Here is a 19006-nt window from a genome sequence, read left to right on the forward strand (position 1 = left end):
GTCTGTAAAACTCATTATATACTATCTGCCACATTCCTACATGCTTTCACCTTCATGATTATAGTTCAGAATTATCCAATCTGATTTGCAATAAGAACTGTAAACGTGAAATTTGATTAAGAAATTCTAATCGAATTTTTAAATCAAATTTCAATGTCTATGCGTTACTTATTGCAAATCACTACGGATAAACTTCATACCTCATACAATATAATAGCTATTACAATTTAATTATGGTAGGTAAGTAAAAAGGATATAAACATAAAACATATAAATATATAAACATATAGTCTTATAGTTACTTATAGAGTTTGAAAATAAAGTCTGTGGATAATTTTTTAGGTTGAATTTAAAATGTACAAAAAAATGATTTCATCATCTGTGGATAATATTTTATGTGATTACAGTTGTTTTCTTGCAGTTGAGGAGAATATAAAAGCCTGCCGGCTAAAAGCGTGGGGTAGTAAAGGGTCTGAAATTTCACTTTTATGACTATTTTTTAGAAAATATGTATAGAACAAGGGAGGTATAGAGGATGCAACAAACACCGAATGCTAATAGGCTTCATATAGCTATATTTGGAAAAAGAAATGTGGGTAAGTCAAGTTTAATCAATGCACTTACTGAGCAAGATATTGCTTTAGTATCTGAGGTGGCAGGGACTACTACGGATCCTGTATATAAGGCTATGGAGTTACTTCCAATAGGGCCCGTTGTGATTATAGATACTGCAGGACTTGATGACAAAGGAGCGATTGGGGAGCTTCGGATAAAGAAGACTAAAGAAGTTATGGATAAAACGGATTTGGCTCTTTTGGTTATAGATGGAAATGTGGGAGATTTAACTTTTGAGAGTAAATGGTATGAAGATTTAAAGGAAAGAAAAATTCCTGTAGTTGGAGTTATCAATAAGGTTGATAAGGGCGATGTGGAATTGGATAGGATTCAAAAGGTTATAAATATAAATTTTGTTAAGGTTAGCGCTAAGGATAAAGTGAATATTGATGAGTTAAAAAAGGCTATTATGAAGATGGCTCCAGAGGAATTTGAGAAAAGCACAATTGTTGGTGACATAGTAAAACCAAAGGCAAGAGTAATAGTTGTAGCTCCACAAGATATTCAAGCACCAAAAGGGAGATTAATACTTCCACAGGTTCAAATAATAAGAGATCTCCTTGATAATGATGCAATGGCATTAGTGGTAAAGGATAGTGAACTTGAGGATGTTTTGGCCTCACTAAAGGATAAGCCAGATTTAGTAATTACCGACTCCCAGGTATTTAAGAAAGTTAATTCTATAATATCAAAGGATGTTCCACTTACTTCCTTCTCTATACTTATGGCTAGGTATAAAGGAGATTTAAACAGTTTAGTTAAAGGTGCAAGGGCTATAGATACTTTAAAACCAGGAGATAAGGTTCTTATAGCGGAAGCCTGCACTCACCATCCCCTAGAAGGAGATATAGGACGAGAAAAACTTCCTATATGGCTTGCGGAAAAAGTAGGTGGAAAGTTAGATATTACAGTCTGCGCGGGAAGTTCTTTCCCAGAAGATTTAAGCGCATATAAGCTAATACTTCATTGTGGAGCTTGTATGTTTAATAGACAACAGTTAATGTCCAGGATTAAAAAGGCTAATTTAGAGGGATTACCTATTACCAATTTTGGTATAGCTATAGCTCATATAAATGGTATTTTAGATAGAGTGCTTAGTGCTTTTGAAGAATATTCTATAAAATAAATTAATATCCACAACTAAGACGGATTAAAGGTTTTAGATGTGGATATTTTTCAATTTATAAGCGGTAAAATCCATCTACAGCTGCATAAAGTCACTATATTAAACCTACTAATCCTGCAGTACTTGCAACTATAAAGCAAATAATTATCCCAGTAATAGTAGGCACAAGAAAAGAAACAAGTGTCCATTTAATGCTTTGAGTTTCTTTTTTTATAGTTAAGCAGGTGGTAGCGCAAGGCCAATGCATTAAGGAAAATAGCATAACACATACCGCAGTCAAAGGTGTCCATCCATTAGATACAAGAAGAGTCTTTAATTGCACTAGGCTATCAAGTTCAATCATACTTCCTGTAGACATATAGCTCATAATTATTATAGGAACAACTATTTCATTTGCAGGAAATCCTAAAATAAAGGCCATTAAAATATAACCATCTAACCCAATAAGTCTTGCAAAGGGATCAAAAAAATTAGCACAATGAGTTAAAATACTTAAATCACCAATATGGATATTAGCCATTGTCCATATAACTAATCCTGCCGGTGCTGCTACTATCACTGCACGACCAAGTACAAATAAAGTTCTATCAAATATAGATCTTACAATAACTTTACCTACCTGTGGTTTTCTATAGGGTGGCAACTCCAAAGTAAAATTGGAGGGAATACCTTTTAACATTGTCTTTGATAAAATTTTAGATATTATTAATGTCATTACAACGCCTAGTATAATAACGCAGGTGAGAATTAGTGTAGATATTATAGATTGGACTGGTCCTACTATAATTCCACCAAAGAACATTGTGATAATTGCTATAAGAGTGGGGAATCTTCCGTTGCAAGGCACAAAGTTATTAGTAATAATTGCAATTAGTCGCTCTCTTGGTGAATCAATTATTCTACAGCCAATTATACCAGCAGCATTGCAACCAAAGCCCATGCACATTGTTAATGCCTGTTTTCCACAAGCACAGGCTTTCTTGAAATAATTATCAAGATTAAAAGCTACTCTAGGCAGATATCCTAAATCCTCAAGCAAGGTGAAGAGAGGGAAAAATATAGCCATTGGAGGAAGCATAACTGATACTACCCATGCAAGAGTTCGGTACATACCCAAAACCAATAATCCATGTACCCATTCTGGGGTACCTAACCAAGTAAAAAAAATTGTAAGTCTAGCTTCTACCCAAAACAGACCATCAGCAATTAATTTAGAAGGAATGTTAGCTCCAGTAATTGTAAGCCAGAAAACTACAGCCAAAAGAAGAATCATAATGGGAATTCCAAATTTCTTAGATGTAAGATATTTATCTATTTTTCTATCAGTATCATTATAGTTTTTATCCTTAACAGAAACTACAGTACTACTGATTTTTTCTGCAGTCTTTACTATTTGAGAAACAATTTTATCACGAAATGTATCAGAATTAATTCCTTGTGTATTTAAAGAAGCTCTTGTTTCATAAACACAATTCATAATCTCAGCCTGTTCATTTAGGGTAAAATCAAGATACTTGTTAATAGACGCTAAGAGGGTTTCATCTCCATCTATAAGCTTTAATGCTACCCACCTAGGATTAAGTTTATTCTGAAGTTTTGATTTAAGGGCATTTTCAACCTTAGATATGGCTTTTTCTATCAATTCCTCATATGCTATATTTATGGTGTTTGGAGTAATTTTATTAAACGCAACCTCAAAGACTACGTCCATTAATTCAGTTAAACTCTTTGCCTTAATTGCACTTGTTCCTACTGCAGGAACCCCAAGCTGTCTTGATAGATCCTCTAAATTTATAGTTATTCCTTTTCTTTTTGCTTCATCTATCAGATTAACGCATACAACAACCTTTGAAGTAATCTCAAGTGTTTGTATAACAAGGTTTAGATTTCTCTCAAGGCAGGTAGCATCTACTACAATTACTGTTGCATCTGGATTTCCAAAGCATATAAAATCTCTAGCAATCTCTTCTTCAACGGAATTTACCATAAGCGAATAGGTGCCCGGAATATCTACAAGAATAAAGTTATTATTTTTATAAGAATATTTCCCCTGGGCATTTGCTACAGTTTTACCAGGCCAGTTACCTGTGTGCTGCTTTAAACCAGTTAAATTATTAAAAACCGTGCTTTTCCCAACATTAGGATTGCCACCTAAGGCTATTATTTTATCATTTGGCGTAGTTTTATCAATTCTAAGGTCTTTTTCTAAAACTCCTGTTCCAGTTGATTTATTAGTCAGCCCCAAAAATTTTTCCTCCTTAAAAATGCTGATTATTGATATATTTTATAAGTAGATTTATAAACAGAAACTTAAAGTGTTTCTACTAAAATCATAGAGGCTAATTCACTTCGAAGAGCAATTACAGCACCGCGAATAAGATAAGCAACAGAGTCACCAGATGGACTTTTTTGCAAAGATTCTACCGCAGTACCATCAATTAACCCTAGGTCTAGCATCCTTCTTCTTATTAAACCTTCGGAAATTAATTTTTTAACTTTACATTTTTTACCTAGTGGTAATGTACTAAGTGGAATGTCATAACTATTCATATACAAATGAACCCCCTAACAAAACGATTTGCTGTAGAGAAAAAAACTTTCTCTACACTAAAATATGATAAATACTTTTTAAGTGCTACTAATATATATAAATTATGAAGAATTATTTTAAAAAAAATAATGGTGGTGATTAAATGGATAATAAATTTCATACTGTCCGTGGATATGAATTACAAGGATATAATAAAAATATGATTACTCCTGCATTAGAGGATTATCTTGAAATGATATATAGGAATAGTCTAAAACAACCCTATATTCGAACAAATGTGCTTGCACAGCTTCTAAATGTTAAGGATTCTTCAGCTTCAAAAATGATAAAGAAGCTTGGAGAATTGGGACTCGTAAATTATATAAAATATGGAATTGTAACTTTAACAGATGAAGGTAAGAAATTAGGAGAATTCCTATTGAACAGGCATAATACAATAGAAAATTTTTTATCTTTTATAGGATGTACGGAGGAGACATTAATTCAAGTAGAATTGATAGAGCATATTATCAGCACTGATACAGTAAAGAATATGCAAATTTTATATAATTTTTTTAAAAGTAACAAAGATATATTAGAAAAATATGTGGATTATAAAAATACATTTATTAAAATGTTAGAATAGATTACTAAAAATTAATAATTGAAACAATTAAGCACATTATAAAATACAATATGGTAACTTTCAATGAATAATTAATACAATATATATACAACATTAGTCTTCTGTAGATTAAAAAAATCAAAGGCATTGTTAAAAAAAAATCAAAGCCCCTATATTAATTTTCGAATAATTGGTGTAAAATTTAATTATGGAAAAATAAGAAATAGCAAATTATAAAATAAATATAAGGTAACTTGAAGGGATGATAATAATGGTAACTATTAGTATTTGTGTTGGAAGTGCCTGTCATTTAAAAGGGTCTTATAAAGTAATAGAAGGGTTACAAAAGTTAATTAAAGAAAATAAAGTTGAAAATAAGATAGAAATTAAGGGGGCATTTTGTATTGGCAGATGCACCGAGGGAGTTTCAGTAACTGTGAATGATGATGAGTTTTTTTCCTTAAATGAGAACAATGTAGATTCATTCTTTCATGAAACTATTATGAGAGGTATATCAAATGAGTAATATAAATTTTTCTAAAGCATATTGTAAAAATTGTTATAAATGTCTTCGTTCATGTCCTGTGAAGGCAATAAAGTTCGAGAATGAACAGGCTACTATAGATGAACAAAGATGTATAGAATGTGGTCATTGCCTTACTATATGCCCGCAAAACGCTAGAGAAATTAAAAGTGATGTGGAGGTTGTTAAACTTGCTATAAATTCAGGAAAAAAAATCATAGCAAGTTTAGCACCATCCTTTGCTGGTTATTTTGATGTGGAGCAAGGACGCGTGGTAGCGGCTTTAAAGAAGTTAGGATTTAGTATAATAGAAGAAACTGCAGTAGGGGCGGAAATAGTAGCCGATTTATATAATGATTATATTGTGGAGAATAAGAGAGATGTTTATATAACCACAGCATGCCCATCAGCTAATTACTTAGTAGAAAAATATTTCAAAGAAATAATTCCATACTTGATGCCTATAGTATCTCCTATGATAGCTCACGGTAAATTACTAAAGGATAAATTTGGTGAAGATAGCTTTATTGTATTTATAGGACCGTGCCTAGCAAAAAAATCTGAGTTTGAGTATTTTTTAAAAGATAATGTGATTAATGCAGTATTAACTTTTGATGAATTGAATTCTTGGATTACTGAAGCTGGTATAGAAATACATGAGTTAGAAGAAGAGAATTTTAACATTAATCCATATAGTAAAGGTCAGGGATTTCCTATGGGTGGAGGTATTATTGAGGCAATGGGGAGTGAGTTAAAGCAAAGGTCACTTAGTGTTATTACTGTAAGTGGTATGGAAGAGTGCATAGAAGTATTTAATAGCATTAAGAATGGCGATTTAAAGGACGTATTGATTGAAGCTAGTGCATGTAAGGGGAGCTGCATAGGTGGACCAGTCATGGTTAAAAATGGTGAAAATTATTATACAAAATTAAGAAAAGTTAAAAACTACATAAAGAGTCGTAAAAACTATAATGATCCAATAAATACGCAGATACCAAATAATATAAATTTTAACAGGATATTTACTGAAAAATCTATTATAAAGGCTATAGCCACAGAAGAAGAAATTATAGCTATTATGAAAAAAATGGGTAAATATGAACTTATAGATGAACTTAATTGTGGGGTGTGTGGATATAATTCTTGTAGAGAAAAAGCCCAAGCTGTTTTTGAAGGTATGGCTGAGACGACTATGTGTCTTCATTATATGAGAACTAAAGCAGAAAGTCTTTCTAATGAAATTGTTGAAAACACTGCAAGTAATCTAATTCTATTAGATGGAGAAATGAATGTACGAGAGATGAATCCAGCTGCTAAGGCGATATTTAAAATACAATCTCAAAATATCATAGGAAAACCTATATCCCTACTTATTGATGATACGGATTTTAAAAATGTAAGAGAGTCTGGAGAAAATATAATAGGTAAAAAAGTTGCTTATCCACAGTATGGAGTAGTGTTTATAGAGAATATAGTATATCTCCCTAAGCAAGACATGGTCCTTGCAAGTATGATTAATATTATGACCGAAGAGAAAAATAAAAAAGAATTAATGAAGGTTAAAGAAAATACATTAAATGCGGCTCAAGAGGTTATAGAAAAGCAAATGAGGGTTGCCCAAGAAATAGCAAGTCTACTTGGTGAAACCACTGCAGAAACTAAGATTATTTTGACTAAGCTAAAGAAAATAGTAGCAGGTGAAGATATTGAATAAGATGGATTTATTTATTGATGTAGCTTACGATAGTTTGATAAAAAAAGATGAGGAACTCTGTGGGGATAGAGTGGAAATAATAAGACTTAAGGATAGTACTATAATTGTTATGGCAGATGGGCTGGGTAGTGGGGTGAAGGCTAATATACTAGCTTCATTAACATCTAAAATTGCTAGTACTATGCTTAAAGAAGGAGCGGACATCTATGAAACTGTAGATACTATAGTAAACACATTACCTGTGTGTAAGGTCCGTGAGATTGCCTATTGCACCTTCACTTTAATGAAAATTTATAATGATGGAAGGGCTTATATTGCTGAATATGATAATCCACCTTTCTTTTTATTAAGGAATAATAAGGGCATTGAAGTGGATAAAAAGGAAAGTATCATTAATGAAAAAAAAGTAGTTGAAAGTCAATTTATACTGGAAGAGGGGGATGTAATTACAGTAGTCAGCGATGGGTGTATTCATGCTGGCATCGGGAATATATTAAATTTAGGCTGGAGTTGGGATAATGTACAAAATTATTTGACTCGGAATACACAATGTAGGAGGAGTGCAAAAAACATAGAAAAAGATTTAATTCAGGTATGTTGGGATTTATATGGAGGAAAACCTGGAGATGATACTACTGTTGTATGCGTAAAAGCCAGAAAGCCAGAAGTTATTGATCTATTTACTGGCCCGCCTCAGGATGAGCGAAATGATAGCTATGTTATTAAAGAGTTCATGAGCGGACCTGGAAAGAAGGTAATTTGTGGGGGAACAACATCTAATATTGTAAAGCGAGAACTTGGACGTGAACTTAAAGTAAACTTAGACTTTTATGATAAAGATGTACCACCTACGGCAACTATGGAGGGAATAGATTTAATTACTGAAGGGGTTTTAACTTTAAGCAAGGCGTTAGAAAAGTTAAGTAAATATGAAGCGAGTTTTTCAAAACAAGAATCTTACAGTGATTTAGATGGTAAAGACGGAGCTAGCAGACTTGTTAAAATGTTAATAGAGGATTGTACTCATTTTAATTTATGGGTAGGAAAGGCTATAAATCCAGCACATCAAAATCCGAATTTTCCAATAGACTTGAGTATTAAGCTTAAACTCGTGAATGAACTAGCAGATCATATGAAAAAATTAGGTAAGCATGTTAATATTAATTATCTATAAAAAAAACAGCAGTTTATCTGCTGTTTTTTATATTTAGTACTATTTACGTTTTACATATTCTGTATGAAGAAGTTCGTGAGCTTTAACGCCGTATGGTTCTCCAAGAAATTCTTCATATATTTTTTTAATGTATGGATTTTCGTGAGATTTTCTTAGAGTCTTGTTTTTATCTTCACTATATAAAACAGACATTCTCTTAGATAATATATCTTCATAATCATTTGAATAGGGCTGTCCACCACCATTAATACATCCACCAGGGCAAGCCATGATTTCAATTAAATGATAGTTAGCTTCTCCTGCCCGAATAGCTTCTAATAATTTACGAGCGTTTCCAAGTCCACTAGCTATAGCAACTTTAACATCAAGATCATTAATTTTTACAGAGGCTTCTTTTATGCCCTCCATACCTCGAACTTCTTCAAAATCTACATTTTCAAGTGTTTCATTTGTGAGCCACTCATAAGCAGTACGAAGTGCAGCTTCCATAACTCCGCCAGATGTACCAAATATAACTCCAGCACCAGTAGATTCTCCCAGGGGATTATCGAATTCTTCTTCTGGTAATGAATTGAAATCAATTCCAGCTTCTTTAATCATTTTAGCAAGTTCTCTTGTACTTATAACTATATCAACATCTGGTACTCCATTTGTAGCCATCTCAGGCCTTGCTGCTTCATATTTTTTTGCAAGACAAGGCATTACAGATACAACTATCATATTTTTTGACTCTACATTCATTTTTTCTGCAAGGTATGTTTTAGCAACAGCACCCCACATTTGTTGTGGTGATTTACAAGTAGAGGGAATATCTAATAAATCATTAAATTGATGCTCAAAGAATTTAACCCAACCAGGACAACAGCTTGTAAGCATTGGAAGTTTTCCACCGTGTTGTAATCTATGAGCAAATTCGCTAGCTTCTTCCATTATTGTTAAATCAGCTGCAAAATCCGTATCAAATACTTTAGTAAAACCTAAAGCTCTTAGTGCAGCAACCATTTTACCGGTAACAGAAGTTCCACGCGGAAGTCCGAATTCTTCACCTAGTGCAGCTCTAACTGCAGGAGCAGTTTGAACAACAACAACTTTTTCGTTTTGACCTAGAGCATTCCAAACTTTAGAAGTGTTATTAACTTCTGTTAATGCACCAGTTGGACATACAGAAACACATTTTCCGCAGAAAGTACAAGTCGTTTCTCCCATTGGCATTGAAAAAGCAGGAGATACAACAGTTTGAAAGCCACGGCCTACACCGGATAAAACTCCAACAGTTTGAACTTCATTACACATAGTTTCACAACGTCTGCATAATATACATTTATCTAGATTTCTAACAATAGAACTACTTGAATTATCTATAGGATAAGTTGACATTTCACCTTTATAGCGAATCTCACGAATACCTAGTTCAGCAGCTAATCTTTGTAATTCACAAACAGTATTTTTCTCACATAATAAGCAGTCTTGAGGATGGTCAGATAGAATTAATTCAAGCACAGTTCTACGTGCTTTAATAGCTCTAATTGAAGATGTCTTAATGACCATTCCATTTGCAACGGGAGTTGAACATGCAGGAGCTAAGTTTCTGCGTCCTTCAACTTCAACGACACACACACGACAAGAACCGGGATGGTTTGTAGTTTTTCCATCATGCATATTTAAATGGCATAATGTTGGGATATTTATATTTAACATTCTAGCAGCTTGTAGAATAGTTGTGCCTTGTTCTACTTGAATTTCTTGATGGTTTATAGTAAGAGTAATCAAACTCACAGCGTGCACCTCTTTCTTATATTTATATTTAAGAAACAATTCATTTAGATGTTATTTTTTAATGATTGCATTAACTGGACATGCAGTTTGACATGCACCACACTTAATACATTTTGATTGATCAATAACATGTAATGTTTTAACTTTTCCACTAATACAGCTAACTGGGCATTGCCTTGCACATTTTGTACAACCGATACATTTATCCGTGATATTATATTTTAATAAGTGCTTACATACTCCAGCTGGGCAAGTTTTATCATATATGTGAGCCTCATATTCACTAAGAAAATACTTAATAGTGCTTAATACTGGATTTGGAGCAGTTTGTCCTAGGCCACATAATGAAGTATCCTTAATTGTATTTGCAAGTGATTTTAGTTTATGCAGGTCTTCTTTTGTCCCATTTCCTTTTGAAATTTTTTCAAGCATTTCAAGAAGACGTTTATTTCCTATTCTACAGGGAGAACATTTACCACAAGATTCTTCAACAGTAAATTCTAAGTAGAATTTAGCTATATCAATCATACAATTATCTTCATCCATAACAATCATACCGCCAGAACCCATCATAGATCCTATAGCACTTAGTGATTCATAATCTATTGGAGTATCTAAGAATTCTGCTGTAATACATCCACCGGATGGACCTCCTGTTTGAACAGCTTTAAATTCACGGCCGTTCTTAATTCCACCACCAATGTCATATATGATTTCTCTTAGTGTAGTACCCATTGGAACTTCTACTAGTCCAACATTATTAATTTTACCAGCAAGAGCAAAAACTTTTGTTCCTTTAGATGTTGCTGTTCCTATAGAACTATACCAAGCGGCACCTTTGTTAATGATAGCTGGAATATTTGCAAGAGTTTCAACATTGTTAACACAAGTTGGCTTATTCCATAATCCACTTTGAGCTGGGAATGGTGGTTTATTAGTTGGCTCTCCGCGTGAACCTTCAATAGATTGAATTAAAGCAGTTTCTTCCCCACATACGAAAGCACCAGCACCATATTTAATCTCTATGTCAAAGCTAAAATCAGTTCCTAAAATATTTTTTCCAAGAAGTCCGCATTCCCGAGCTTGGCTTATAGCTGTTCTTAGCCTACTAATTGCAAGAGGGTATTCTGCTCTAATATAAATATCTCCAATTGAAGCACCAATGCTGTAACCTGCTATTGCCATAGCTTCTAAAACACTATGAGGGTCACCTTCAAGAATAGAACGATCCATGAAAGCACCTGGGTCTCCTTCATCAGCATTACAAATTATATATTTTTGATCAGCATCATACATTTTAGCAAAAGCCCATTTCTTGCCTGTTGGGAAGCCACCGCCGCCTCTGCCTCGAAGTCCTGAATCAATCATTAATTTTATAATCTCATCTTGGGACATTTCTGTAATTACTTTACCTAAAGCTAAGTAACCATCCTCAGCTATGTATTCTTTTATGTCTTCAGGATTAATAAGGCCACAGTTTCTAAGCGCAATTCTTACTTGCTTCTTATAGAAAGGCATATCTTCCTGTTTTTTTATTTTTATGCATGCACTTGGGTCTTCGAATAAAAGTCTATCAACAACTTTGCCTTTTAATAAGTGCTCTTTAACTATTTCTTCTGCATCTGATGGTTTAACAGTAACGTAAAATACGTTATCGGGAGAAACCTTAACGATGGGACCTTTTTCACAGAATCCAAAACAACCAGTTATAGCAACAGTTACTTCATCAGCTAGTCCGGCAGCTGTGATTTCCTTTTGTAGATTTGCGAGTATTTCATCACTTTGAGCGGATTTACAGCCAGTACCACCACAAACTGATAAATACCTTGTACATCTACTACCTTCAGAAGCTAGTTCTTTTTCTTCGTTTATTTTCCTTAGTTCTAGTAATGTATTATATCTATTTTGAATTTCTTTAAGTTCATCAAAAGAATTAATTATTTTCAATTTATTTCCCCTCCTATTCTGCATACTCAGCCAGTATTTTATCTACTTGATCTACTGTAACATGGCCATAAACTTTATCATTTACAGTTACTACAGGTGCAAGACCACAAGCACCTACGCATCTTAATGAACCTAATGTGAATTTGCCATCAACTGTAGTTTCGCCATTTTTCACTTTTAACTTCTTTTGAAACTCATCAAGTACATCTCCAGAACCTCTAACAAAACAAGCAGTTCCCATGCAAACATTAACTACATATTCCCCTCTTGGTTTAATGGTGAAGTAAGAATAGAAAGTCACAACACCATAAACTTTTGAAACTGGAATATTTAATTTTTCTGCTACAAAAGCTTGTACCTCTTGAGGTAAGTAGCCGAATAGACCTTGTGCTTTATGAAGCACTTCGATAAGGGCACCTTCTTTACTTGGAAGGTCAATAATAAATTTTTCTAAAACTTTGAAATTTTCTCCGCTTAAACAATTAGAACACACTACAACATACCTCCTTTAAAATCTATGACCACATATAGATGCATTATAAATTTTAACTCATCTATATAATCCTGTAGTACACTTGAATATTGTGAAAAATTAAACTTTAACAAATAATATTATAATTATTTTTGTTGTGAATATATGAACTAATGTCATTAATGTATGAAATATACGTGAAAATTAAAGAGGCACATCGTTATACATTTCAAAGTGAATTTTATTATTCATATATTCATAAAATTTCAAGCATACTGCATCAAATATATTATAATAGAATTTTAGTCAAAAATCTAGTAAATAATTAGTAAATTTTGATTATTATAAATATAAGGAAAAGTATAGTAAAAAAAAATAAAATAAGCTCCAATTATGGTAAAATATAAATCATATTGAATGGAATTGTACCTGTGAAATCTAGAAAAAAATAGTATAATTTAGGAGAAAATTTATATATTAATTGACAGCAATATGATAATATTAGATCATTAGTAATGCTATAATAAAGAATATGTAAAATCTTGTATAGTAATACTGGATGTGCTATAATTTGCTTATTGTTGAAGGAAAGGGGTGTATATTATGGATTTTGATATTTTTAGTGAAATGATAAATAAATTAAATGGTGTTATTAGTACAAAAATAATACATCAAGATAATGATATTCAAGAGATACATATATTGGCTAATACTTTAAGGGCACCAAAGCAAATAGTTAGAGATATTGAGTCTATTATTTTAACCTCTTTTGATTATAGAATAGATAGAAAAGTTATTAGCATTGCACAAATTGAAACAGATGATTGTGACCCTATTAAAAGAATAAAATTTGGGGGTATTTCCTTAGATGTACAAGCAAATATTTTAGAGTGTAGCGTTAAGCTCTTATATGAGGAACAAGAATTTTTTGTAACACAAGTGGGCATTAAAACTGCAGCCAATAGAAAAAAAATAGTAGCAAAAGCTACTATTGATGCTGTAGAAAAAATTCTTGGACAAACCTTTATATTTGATGTACAAGATGTAATTAGTACTACTAATAGGGATATAACCTTTATATCAGTGCTCGTAAATATGGTTATAAATGAATCAGAAGAAACCATGGTAGGATCTGCAATTGTTAAAAATGATATAAATGAAGCTATTGCAAAAGCCACCCTAGCAGCTATAAATAGAAGAGTACAAAAAACAAATTTTAATAACTGTTAGAGTTTCTAAAAAGCCACTAAGTGGCTTATGAACTTGCTTTAAGGGCCGATACCACATTACTGTTTTAAAATTAGTTATAAAATTATTATTTTAATTATTTGCCCTAGCGGAGAGAAATTATGATAGGTTATAGCGTAGCCCTATTAATTTATATCAAAGGGGGATTTTAATAATGAAAAAATTAACTACAATATTATTAGCTATATTAGCACTTGCTATAGCTGGTGGTTCAACAGCTAGTTGGATTTGGTAAATTAGGACTATCGGCCTTTAATATATAGGAGGAAAATAATGAAGAAATTGCCGCTAAATTTAAAAATATATATTGTAACTATATATATTATAACTTTTATATCTTTCCTCGCTTTCTTTAAAATAGAATATATAATTTTTTCCACAATAAAATTTGATGTTTTTATATTTTTTATAATTTTAACAGCACTAACAGAAAGCTTTACAATAATCTACAGAAATATTTCTTTTAGTACAAGTTTTGCAATTACAGTTGCTTCTTTTATTCTATTTGGTACATTTAATGCAGTAATAATTTTAGTATTAGGTTTTTTATTTAGAGTGCTTAAAAATAATAATGAATATAAGCATGTATTTAATACCCCTTTTTATGGAACATTATTTAATTGTTGTGGGTTTACATTGCCTATTTTATATGGTAGTTACTTTTACAAATTAGTAGGTGGAACTATGTATAATGGTAAATTAGATAGCAACGTATTACCAATTATTGTATTTGGAATTGCATTTTATATAATTAATACTTTTATTATATCAATTGTATTTTCAATGACCAATAAAAAAGGCATTATGTATTCATTTTTAGGCAATTTTAAACTGGTATTATTAAATACTTTTGCTATGACTCCTTTTGGAATATTATTAGCTTATGTATTCAATTTATACAGTTATGGTGGTGTAATGCTTGTGTTATTTCCCATAGTATTAGCAAGATACACTTTTTCTTTATATATACAATCTAAATCCCAATATGTGGAAACTGTAAATGCAATAATGCTTGCTATGGAGGCAAGAGACAAGTATACAGAAGGACATTCTCAAAGGGTTGCGGAAATCTCAGCCAGTATAGCTAAAGAATTAAAATATAATGACTGGAAAATCGAACTATTAAATATGGCAGCTTTACTTCATGATGTTGGAAAAATTGGGATTGATGATCATATTTTAAACAAACCTGGGAAGCTAACAAAGGAAGAATTTGATATCATAAAAACCCATCCTCAGATAGGGTATAATATTTTAAAAGATATTAAAAATCTTCAAAATATACTACCCATTATACGAAATCACCATGAGCGATATGACGGAAATGGATATCCAGATGGCAAAAAAGTAGAAGAGTTAAGCCTTGATGTTTTTATTGTGCAACTTGCAGATTCTATAGATGCTATGTCTACAGATAGACCTTATAGAAAAGCCTTATGTCCAGATGTGGTAATAGAAGAAGTAAAAAAATATTCTGGAACTCAATTTCACCCAAAGGTAGTGGAAGCATATTTTAAAGTTCTAGAAAAACAAAAAAAGTAAAGTGAGGATTTAAATGTTTATTGAAGCTTTGATTTTTGCATTGATTATTGGATACATATTAAAAGGAAATATAAAAAATTTAGAGAATGTAGATGTAAAAGTGACATATCTTGTTTTTATAGCTTTTTTTATAGAATTTTTTATTGTGATTTCCATAAGAAAAGGTTTTTTTAATATAGGTATCTTTACATATATATTAGATTCAATCATGTATATTTTATTAATAATTTTTATTTATTTTAACAGAAAGAATAAGTATATTGTACTTATGGGCTTAGGATTTTTGCTAAATGCTATTCCGATTTTTTTAAATGGGGGAGCAATGCCAGTAAGTGCTAAAGCAGCAAAAACAGCAGGGATTACTTTAAATATGAGCAAAGAAGGACTTTATTCCTTAATAAATGAAAATACTAGGGTATGGTTTTTAGGAGATATTATTCCACTAACTTTCCTAAGGAATTTTGCCATAAGTATTGGGGATATTATTGCAGTGATAGGACTGATGCTATTTATAATTACGGGAATGAAAAAAACAGCTAAAACAGCTAAAAATTAGTGTTTTTGTTATAGAATCAACAAAAATTTATTTTACAAAAGGAGAAAACTAACATGAGACCAGGGATAAATGGGAAAAAGAAAACATCTATAAGTGATAAGTTGAGCAAAAGAATAATGCTGCTAATAATTTCTATATTTTTAATAATAATTGTTGCTACATATTTATTGCTTCAATCAACTGTTAAAAAAGTAGTAGTGGGAATAGGACCGGTGGTTACTACAGCAATTAGTAATAGGTTAGAAAAAGTGGATTATGATAAGTTTTTAAGTGAAAAAGAGAATAGTGAAATTTATAAGGAGCTTAATAATGGAATAAATTATCTAGGTGACAAAGGAGTGGATTTCATACAAGAAATATCTATAGTCACTTTAAATGCAGATAATAAGTGGACATATATTGTAGATAAAGCTAAAGAAAGTCCTTCCAAATTTGGAGATGCGTTTGAAGATATTGCTAATAAAAAAATAATTGAAGAAGCTATAAATACTGGCAAATCAACAACTTCGGAGGTGCAAAGAGACGTAATTGATAGGACATCCTCCATGACTACATATATACCTATGAAGACACAAAAGGGAATGAATACCTTAGTAGTATTGAAAATCAAGTTAGATACTATATTGAAAGCGCAAATATTAATTTTGATAGGTGCATTTATATTTTCCGTTATAGTTCTTTTAATCATAAAGTTTATGGTGACGAAAATTACTAAAAGCCAAACTAAATCAATAAATGTATTGGTAGAAAAAATGAGTGATATGTCTAATCTAGAAGGGGATTTAACAAAAAGAATCGAAATAGATAGTAATGACGAAATAGGAGAACTTGCACAATCCACCAATAAAATGTTAGATACATTCCAAGAACTTTTAGTCCACATTACTAAAACTTCTAAGGAAATTTATGATGTTGAAGAAAAATTCACAGATGCCTTCCACAGAAATGTAGAAGGGTTTAAAGAAATGAATACATTAACTGGAAATATTGCTTTAAGGATAGATAAACAGACGGAAGAATTGAATAGTTCTGCTGACAGTATTCATTACATTAATGATGCAGTAGGTCAAATTGCTAATAATTCACAAATGGTTACAGAGCAAGCAATTGAGGCTAAAGATACTGCAAGTGATGGAAATAAAACTATGATGGAACTTGCAAGTAAGTCAAAAGCAATAGTTGTGGAAGTAGGAAATACTTCAAAATTAGTTAAAGAGTTAGATGAAAAATCAGAAGCAATAAATGGTATAGTAGATGCTATTACGGCTATATCTGAGCAAACCAATTTATTAGCACTAAATGCGTCTATAGAGGCGGCAAGAGCTGGAGAACAAGGTAAGGGATTTGCAGTAGTTGCAGATGAAGTAAGGAAATTAGCAGAACAATCATCAAAATCTGCTGAAGAAATATCTGAGCTTATTAAACAAGTTCAAAGGGGAATAGCAGCTGCAGGTGGTTCAATGGAAGGTGTGGCAAATCGGGTTAAAGAGGTATATAGTTATGTTGATATTGCAGCCAGCAAGTTTGATAAAATAGCTAGTGCTATTGGCAATGTTTCACAAAAGGTAGAAGAGGTATCATCAGCTACGGAGGAAATGTCTGCAAATGCATCTACTATAAATAATCAGATTGAAAATTTAGTGAATATTTCAAAAGAAAATAATGATGCTACGGAAAGTGTAGCAGCTAGCATTCAATATGGAGTAGATGAGATAACAAATTTGCAACTTGTATTAAAAGAATTAGACAACTTTACTTTAGAATTAGTGAAGAAGTTATCAAAATTAAAATTAAAATAAGAGGTAAAATATATAAAACAGAATTTATTTTGGGTTTTTGGATATAATACTTTAAATATAAAATAAAAAAAATTGTGTAATTATATAAAATTAAGTTGACTTATTGATTATATAATCTAAAATGAAACATATATAATAATATAAATTAACAATTGAAAGGGAAATTATAAATGAAGAAAAAGATATATATTGATGGAATGAGTTGCAGTCATTGCGTAAGTCATGTTAAGGAAGCATTGTTGGATATTGGTGCTAATAAAGTAAGAGTTGATTTAGAAGAAAAGTTTGCTATAGCAGAATTTGATGATGAGATAAATGATAGTGAAATTACAGAGGCTATTGAAGAAGTAGGTTATGAAGTTACTGAAATAGAAGAAGATTAACACAATTAATTTTGCCCCTGTTCATTTATATTGGACAGGGGCAAAGTCAATTATATGGTTTTACGTGCATCAATTATTGTTTGATATAAAATTATTACAATACAATCTATAATTTGAGTTTTTTTCTCTTTTGTTGTTTTTGAGGAATAACAAATAACTTTTAGTTTTTCTAGGCACTTATCTACGTTAGGTTGATTTATTTTAGAAAAATTTTCAATATATTTTATGGGAATCTTTTCTTCTGACCATTTTTTGTTCATATCCTTAAGGCCTAATTCTACTGTGGACAGTATCCTATAAAATAATATATCTGGATTATCATTAGTAGTTTCATCTATAAGAATGATTTGATTAATAGTAGATTTCATCACATCACATTTAATTTCTAAAAAGTTTCGAATATATTTATCCTCAAAAGCGGGAATTTGATAATTTATTATATCATCAATATCAGAAAACTCACTATGCTTGTCCTTCGAAGTTATTAACATAGCATTTAATCCAGGTATATTTAAGGTCTTAATTAAAATAGGCAGTATATTAGAAGGTATAGGCACTCCCAGTAGGATTAAATTTTCTAAAATGCTAACACTCTCTGTAATTGCTAGAAAAGCTATTATAATTTGGGATAACATGGTGGTGGTTATTAGTGAATTTAAAATAGTCTCTAGCAATCTAACTGTAATTACGCAAAGGGAATACGTGATAATCTTTTTAGTAGCTTTACGTAATCCTGTACTGGAAAACCTTTTATATTTTATAGCAGTAGATATTCCTGTAATAGTATCTAAAATAATAAGCACCAAAAGAATAATATAGGAGGTTTGCATGCTATTAAAGATCTCGCAAAGGAAACCTAAGATTCCAGATACTCCAAATATTTTTAACAAGAAGTCATTCTTGTGCATTTTTTCATCTCCATTAATAATAGACAATCATAAATATGGAATGAATAATCCCAATAGATTATTTATTC

The 19006-nt window shown here is 31.5% G+C and carries 17 protein-coding genes; 11 read left to right on the forward strand and 6 right to left on the reverse strand.

Annotated features, from left to right (window positions below; genetic code table 11):
- Nucleotides 1-354: 354 nt before the first annotated feature.
- Together ACREV6_RS16310 and hydF are read left to right on the forward strand one after the other, a co-directional pair.
- Nucleotides 355-492 carry a hypothetical protein gene (locus tag ACREV6_RS16310; RefSeq protein ID WP_431579099.1) on the forward strand — a complete coding sequence of 46 codons (138 nt, stop codon included), beginning with the start codon at nt 355-357 and terminating at the stop codon, nt 490-492.
- Between the two features lie 43 nt (nt 493-535).
- Nucleotides 536-1741, forward strand: coding sequence for a [FeFe] hydrogenase H-cluster maturation GTPase HydF (hydF, locus tag ACREV6_RS16315; RefSeq protein ID WP_431579100.1), 1206 nt, complete (start codon nt 536-538; stop codon nt 1739-1741).
- Nucleotides 1742-1835: 94 nt separating this feature from the next.
- On the opposite strand, the gene feoB is transcribed toward hydF, so the two are convergent.
- Together feoB and ACREV6_RS16325 are read right to left on the reverse strand one after the other, a co-directional pair.
- Entirely contained in the window at nt 1836-3986 is a 2151-nt protein-coding gene (feoB, locus tag ACREV6_RS16320; RefSeq protein WP_431579101.1) for a ferrous iron transport protein B, read from the reverse strand.
- Between the two features lie 65 nt (nt 3987-4051).
- Nucleotides 4052-4291 carry a FeoA family protein gene (locus tag ACREV6_RS16325; RefSeq protein ID WP_431579102.1) on the reverse strand — a complete coding sequence of 80 codons (240 nt, stop codon included), beginning with the start codon at nt 4289-4291 and terminating at the stop codon, nt 4052-4054.
- A 143-nt stretch (nt 4292-4434) separates the two neighbouring features.
- On the opposite strand from ACREV6_RS16325, the gene ACREV6_RS16330 reads away from it, so the two are divergent.
- The 4 genes from ACREV6_RS16330 to ACREV6_RS16345 all read left to right on the forward strand — a co-directional run bounded on the left by ACREV6_RS16330 (nt 4435) and on the right by ACREV6_RS16345 (nt 8307).
- Nucleotides 4435-4917 (forward strand): metal-dependent transcriptional regulator, encoded by a 483-nt coding sequence (locus ACREV6_RS16330; protein ID WP_431579103.1) that lies wholly within the window; start codon nt 4435-4437, stop codon nt 4915-4917.
- A gap of 250 nt (nt 4918-5167) precedes the next feature.
- Nucleotides 5168-5422, forward strand: a complete 255-nt coding sequence (locus tag ACREV6_RS16335) for a (2Fe-2S) ferredoxin domain-containing protein (RefSeq protein ID WP_431579104.1) — start codon at nt 5168-5170, stop codon at nt 5420-5422.
- Nucleotides 5415-7133 (forward strand): [Fe-Fe] hydrogenase large subunit C-terminal domain-containing protein, encoded by a 1719-nt coding sequence (locus tag ACREV6_RS16340; RefSeq protein ID WP_431579105.1) that lies wholly within the window; start codon nt 5415-5417, stop codon nt 7131-7133. The genes ACREV6_RS16335 and ACREV6_RS16340 overlap by 8 nt, the downstream gene beginning before the upstream one ends.
- A gap of 1 nt (nt 7134) precedes the next feature.
- Nucleotides 7135-8307, forward strand: a complete 1173-nt coding sequence (locus ACREV6_RS16345; RefSeq protein ID WP_431579425.1) for a SpoIIE family protein phosphatase — start codon at nt 7135-7137, stop codon at nt 8305-8307.
- Between the two features lie 39 nt (nt 8308-8346).
- Here the strand turns inward: ACREV6_RS16345 and ACREV6_RS16350 are convergent, their stop codons facing one another.
- Genes ACREV6_RS16350 through ACREV6_RS16360 form a run of 3 tightly spaced genes read right to left on the reverse strand, consistent with a single transcriptional unit; the run spans nt 8347 to nt 12523 of the window.
- Entirely contained in the window at nt 8347-10083 is a 1737-nt protein-coding gene (locus ACREV6_RS16350; RefSeq protein ID WP_431579106.1) for an NADH-dependent [FeFe] hydrogenase, group A6, read from the reverse strand.
- A gap of 51 nt (nt 10084-10134) precedes the next feature.
- Nucleotides 10135-12030: an NADH-ubiquinone oxidoreductase-F iron-sulfur binding region domain-containing protein gene (locus ACREV6_RS16355; protein ID WP_431579107.1), complete on the reverse strand. Its 1896-nt coding sequence runs from the start codon at nt 12028-12030 to the stop codon at nt 10135-10137.
- A 13-nt stretch (nt 12031-12043) separates the two neighbouring features.
- Nucleotides 12044-12523, reverse strand: coding sequence for an NADH-quinone oxidoreductase subunit NuoE family protein (locus ACREV6_RS16360; protein WP_431579108.1), 480 nt, complete (start codon nt 12521-12523; stop codon nt 12044-12046).
- 582 nt (nt 12524-13105) lie between these two features.
- Between ACREV6_RS16360 and ACREV6_RS16365 the strand changes: the two genes are divergently transcribed.
- From ACREV6_RS16365 to ACREV6_RS16385, 5 genes are all read left to right on the forward strand, one after another.
- On the forward strand, nt 13106-13732 hold the full coding sequence (locus ACREV6_RS16365; protein ID WP_431579109.1) for a hypothetical protein: 627 nt from the start codon (nt 13106-13108) through the stop codon (nt 13730-13732).
- A gap of 291 nt (nt 13733-14023) precedes the next feature.
- A complete protein-coding gene (locus ACREV6_RS16370; protein WP_431579110.1) occupies nt 14024-15292 on the forward strand; it encodes an HD-GYP domain-containing protein in 1269 nt (422 codons plus the stop codon).
- Between the two features lie 13 nt (nt 15293-15305).
- The gene (locus tag ACREV6_RS16375) at nt 15306-15848 is read left to right on the forward strand and encodes a DUF5317 domain-containing protein (RefSeq protein WP_431579111.1); all 543 of its coding nucleotides are present in this window, start codon (nt 15306-15308) and stop codon (nt 15846-15848) included.
- A 53-nt stretch (nt 15849-15901) separates the two neighbouring features.
- Entirely contained in the window at nt 15902-17647 is a 1746-nt protein-coding gene (locus ACREV6_RS16380) for a methyl-accepting chemotaxis protein (protein ID WP_431579112.1), read from the forward strand.
- A 170-nt stretch (nt 17648-17817) separates the two neighbouring features.
- Nucleotides 17818-18030 carry a heavy-metal-associated domain-containing protein gene (locus ACREV6_RS16385; RefSeq protein ID WP_431579113.1) on the forward strand — a complete coding sequence of 71 codons (213 nt, stop codon included), beginning with the start codon at nt 17818-17820 and terminating at the stop codon, nt 18028-18030.
- A gap of 50 nt (nt 18031-18080) precedes the next feature.
- On the opposite strand, the gene ACREV6_RS16390 is transcribed toward ACREV6_RS16385, so the two are convergent.
- The gene (locus tag ACREV6_RS16390; protein ID WP_431579114.1) at nt 18081-18938 is read right to left on the reverse strand and encodes a phage holin family protein; all 858 of its coding nucleotides are present in this window, start codon (nt 18936-18938) and stop codon (nt 18081-18083) included.
- Between the last annotated feature and the right edge of the window lie 68 nt (nt 18939-19006).

The organism is Clostridium sp. (assembly GCF_050717515.1).
Lineage (GTDB): Bacteria > Bacillota > Clostridia > Clostridiales > Clostridiaceae > Clostridium_AD.

Bases quoted from the DNA above. Each gene is read 5' to 3' on its own strand.
- ACREV6_RS16310 (WP_431579099.1), top strand. From the start codon at position 355: ATGTACAAAAAAATGATTTCATCATCTGTGGATAATATTTTATGTGAT.
- hydF (WP_431579100.1), top strand. From the start codon at position 536: ATGCAACAAACACCGAATGCTAATAGGCTTCATATAGCTATATTTGGA.
- ACREV6_RS16325 (WP_431579102.1), bottom strand. From the start codon at position 4,291: ATGAATAGTTATGACATTCCACTTAGTACATTACCACTAGGTAAAAAA.
- ACREV6_RS16330 (WP_431579103.1), top strand. From the start codon at position 4,435: ATGGATAATAAATTTCATACTGTCCGTGGATATGAATTACAAGGATAT.
- ACREV6_RS16335 (WP_431579104.1), top strand. From the start codon at position 5,168: ATGGTAACTATTAGTATTTGTGTTGGAAGTGCCTGTCATTTAAAAGGG.
- ACREV6_RS16340 (WP_431579105.1), top strand. From the start codon at position 5,415: ATGAGTAATATAAATTTTTCTAAAGCATATTGTAAAAATTGTTATAAA.
- ACREV6_RS16345 (WP_431579425.1), top strand. From the start codon at position 7,135: ATGGATTTATTTATTGATGTAGCTTACGATAGTTTGATAAAAAAAGAT.
- ACREV6_RS16365 (WP_431579109.1), top strand. From the start codon at position 13,106: ATGGATTTTGATATTTTTAGTGAAATGATAAATAAATTAAATGGTGTT.
- ACREV6_RS16370 (WP_431579110.1), top strand. From the start codon at position 14,024: ATGAAGAAATTGCCGCTAAATTTAAAAATATATATTGTAACTATATAT.
- ACREV6_RS16375 (WP_431579111.1), top strand. From the start codon at position 15,306: ATGTTTATTGAAGCTTTGATTTTTGCATTGATTATTGGATACATATTA.
- ACREV6_RS16380 (WP_431579112.1), top strand. From the start codon at position 15,902: ATGAGACCAGGGATAAATGGGAAAAAGAAAACATCTATAAGTGATAAG.
- ACREV6_RS16385 (WP_431579113.1), top strand. From the start codon at position 17,818: ATGAAGAAAAAGATATATATTGATGGAATGAGTTGCAGTCATTGCGTA.
- ACREV6_RS16390 (WP_431579114.1), bottom strand. From the start codon at position 18,938: ATGCACAAGAATGACTTCTTGTTAAAAATATTTGGAGTATCTGGAATC.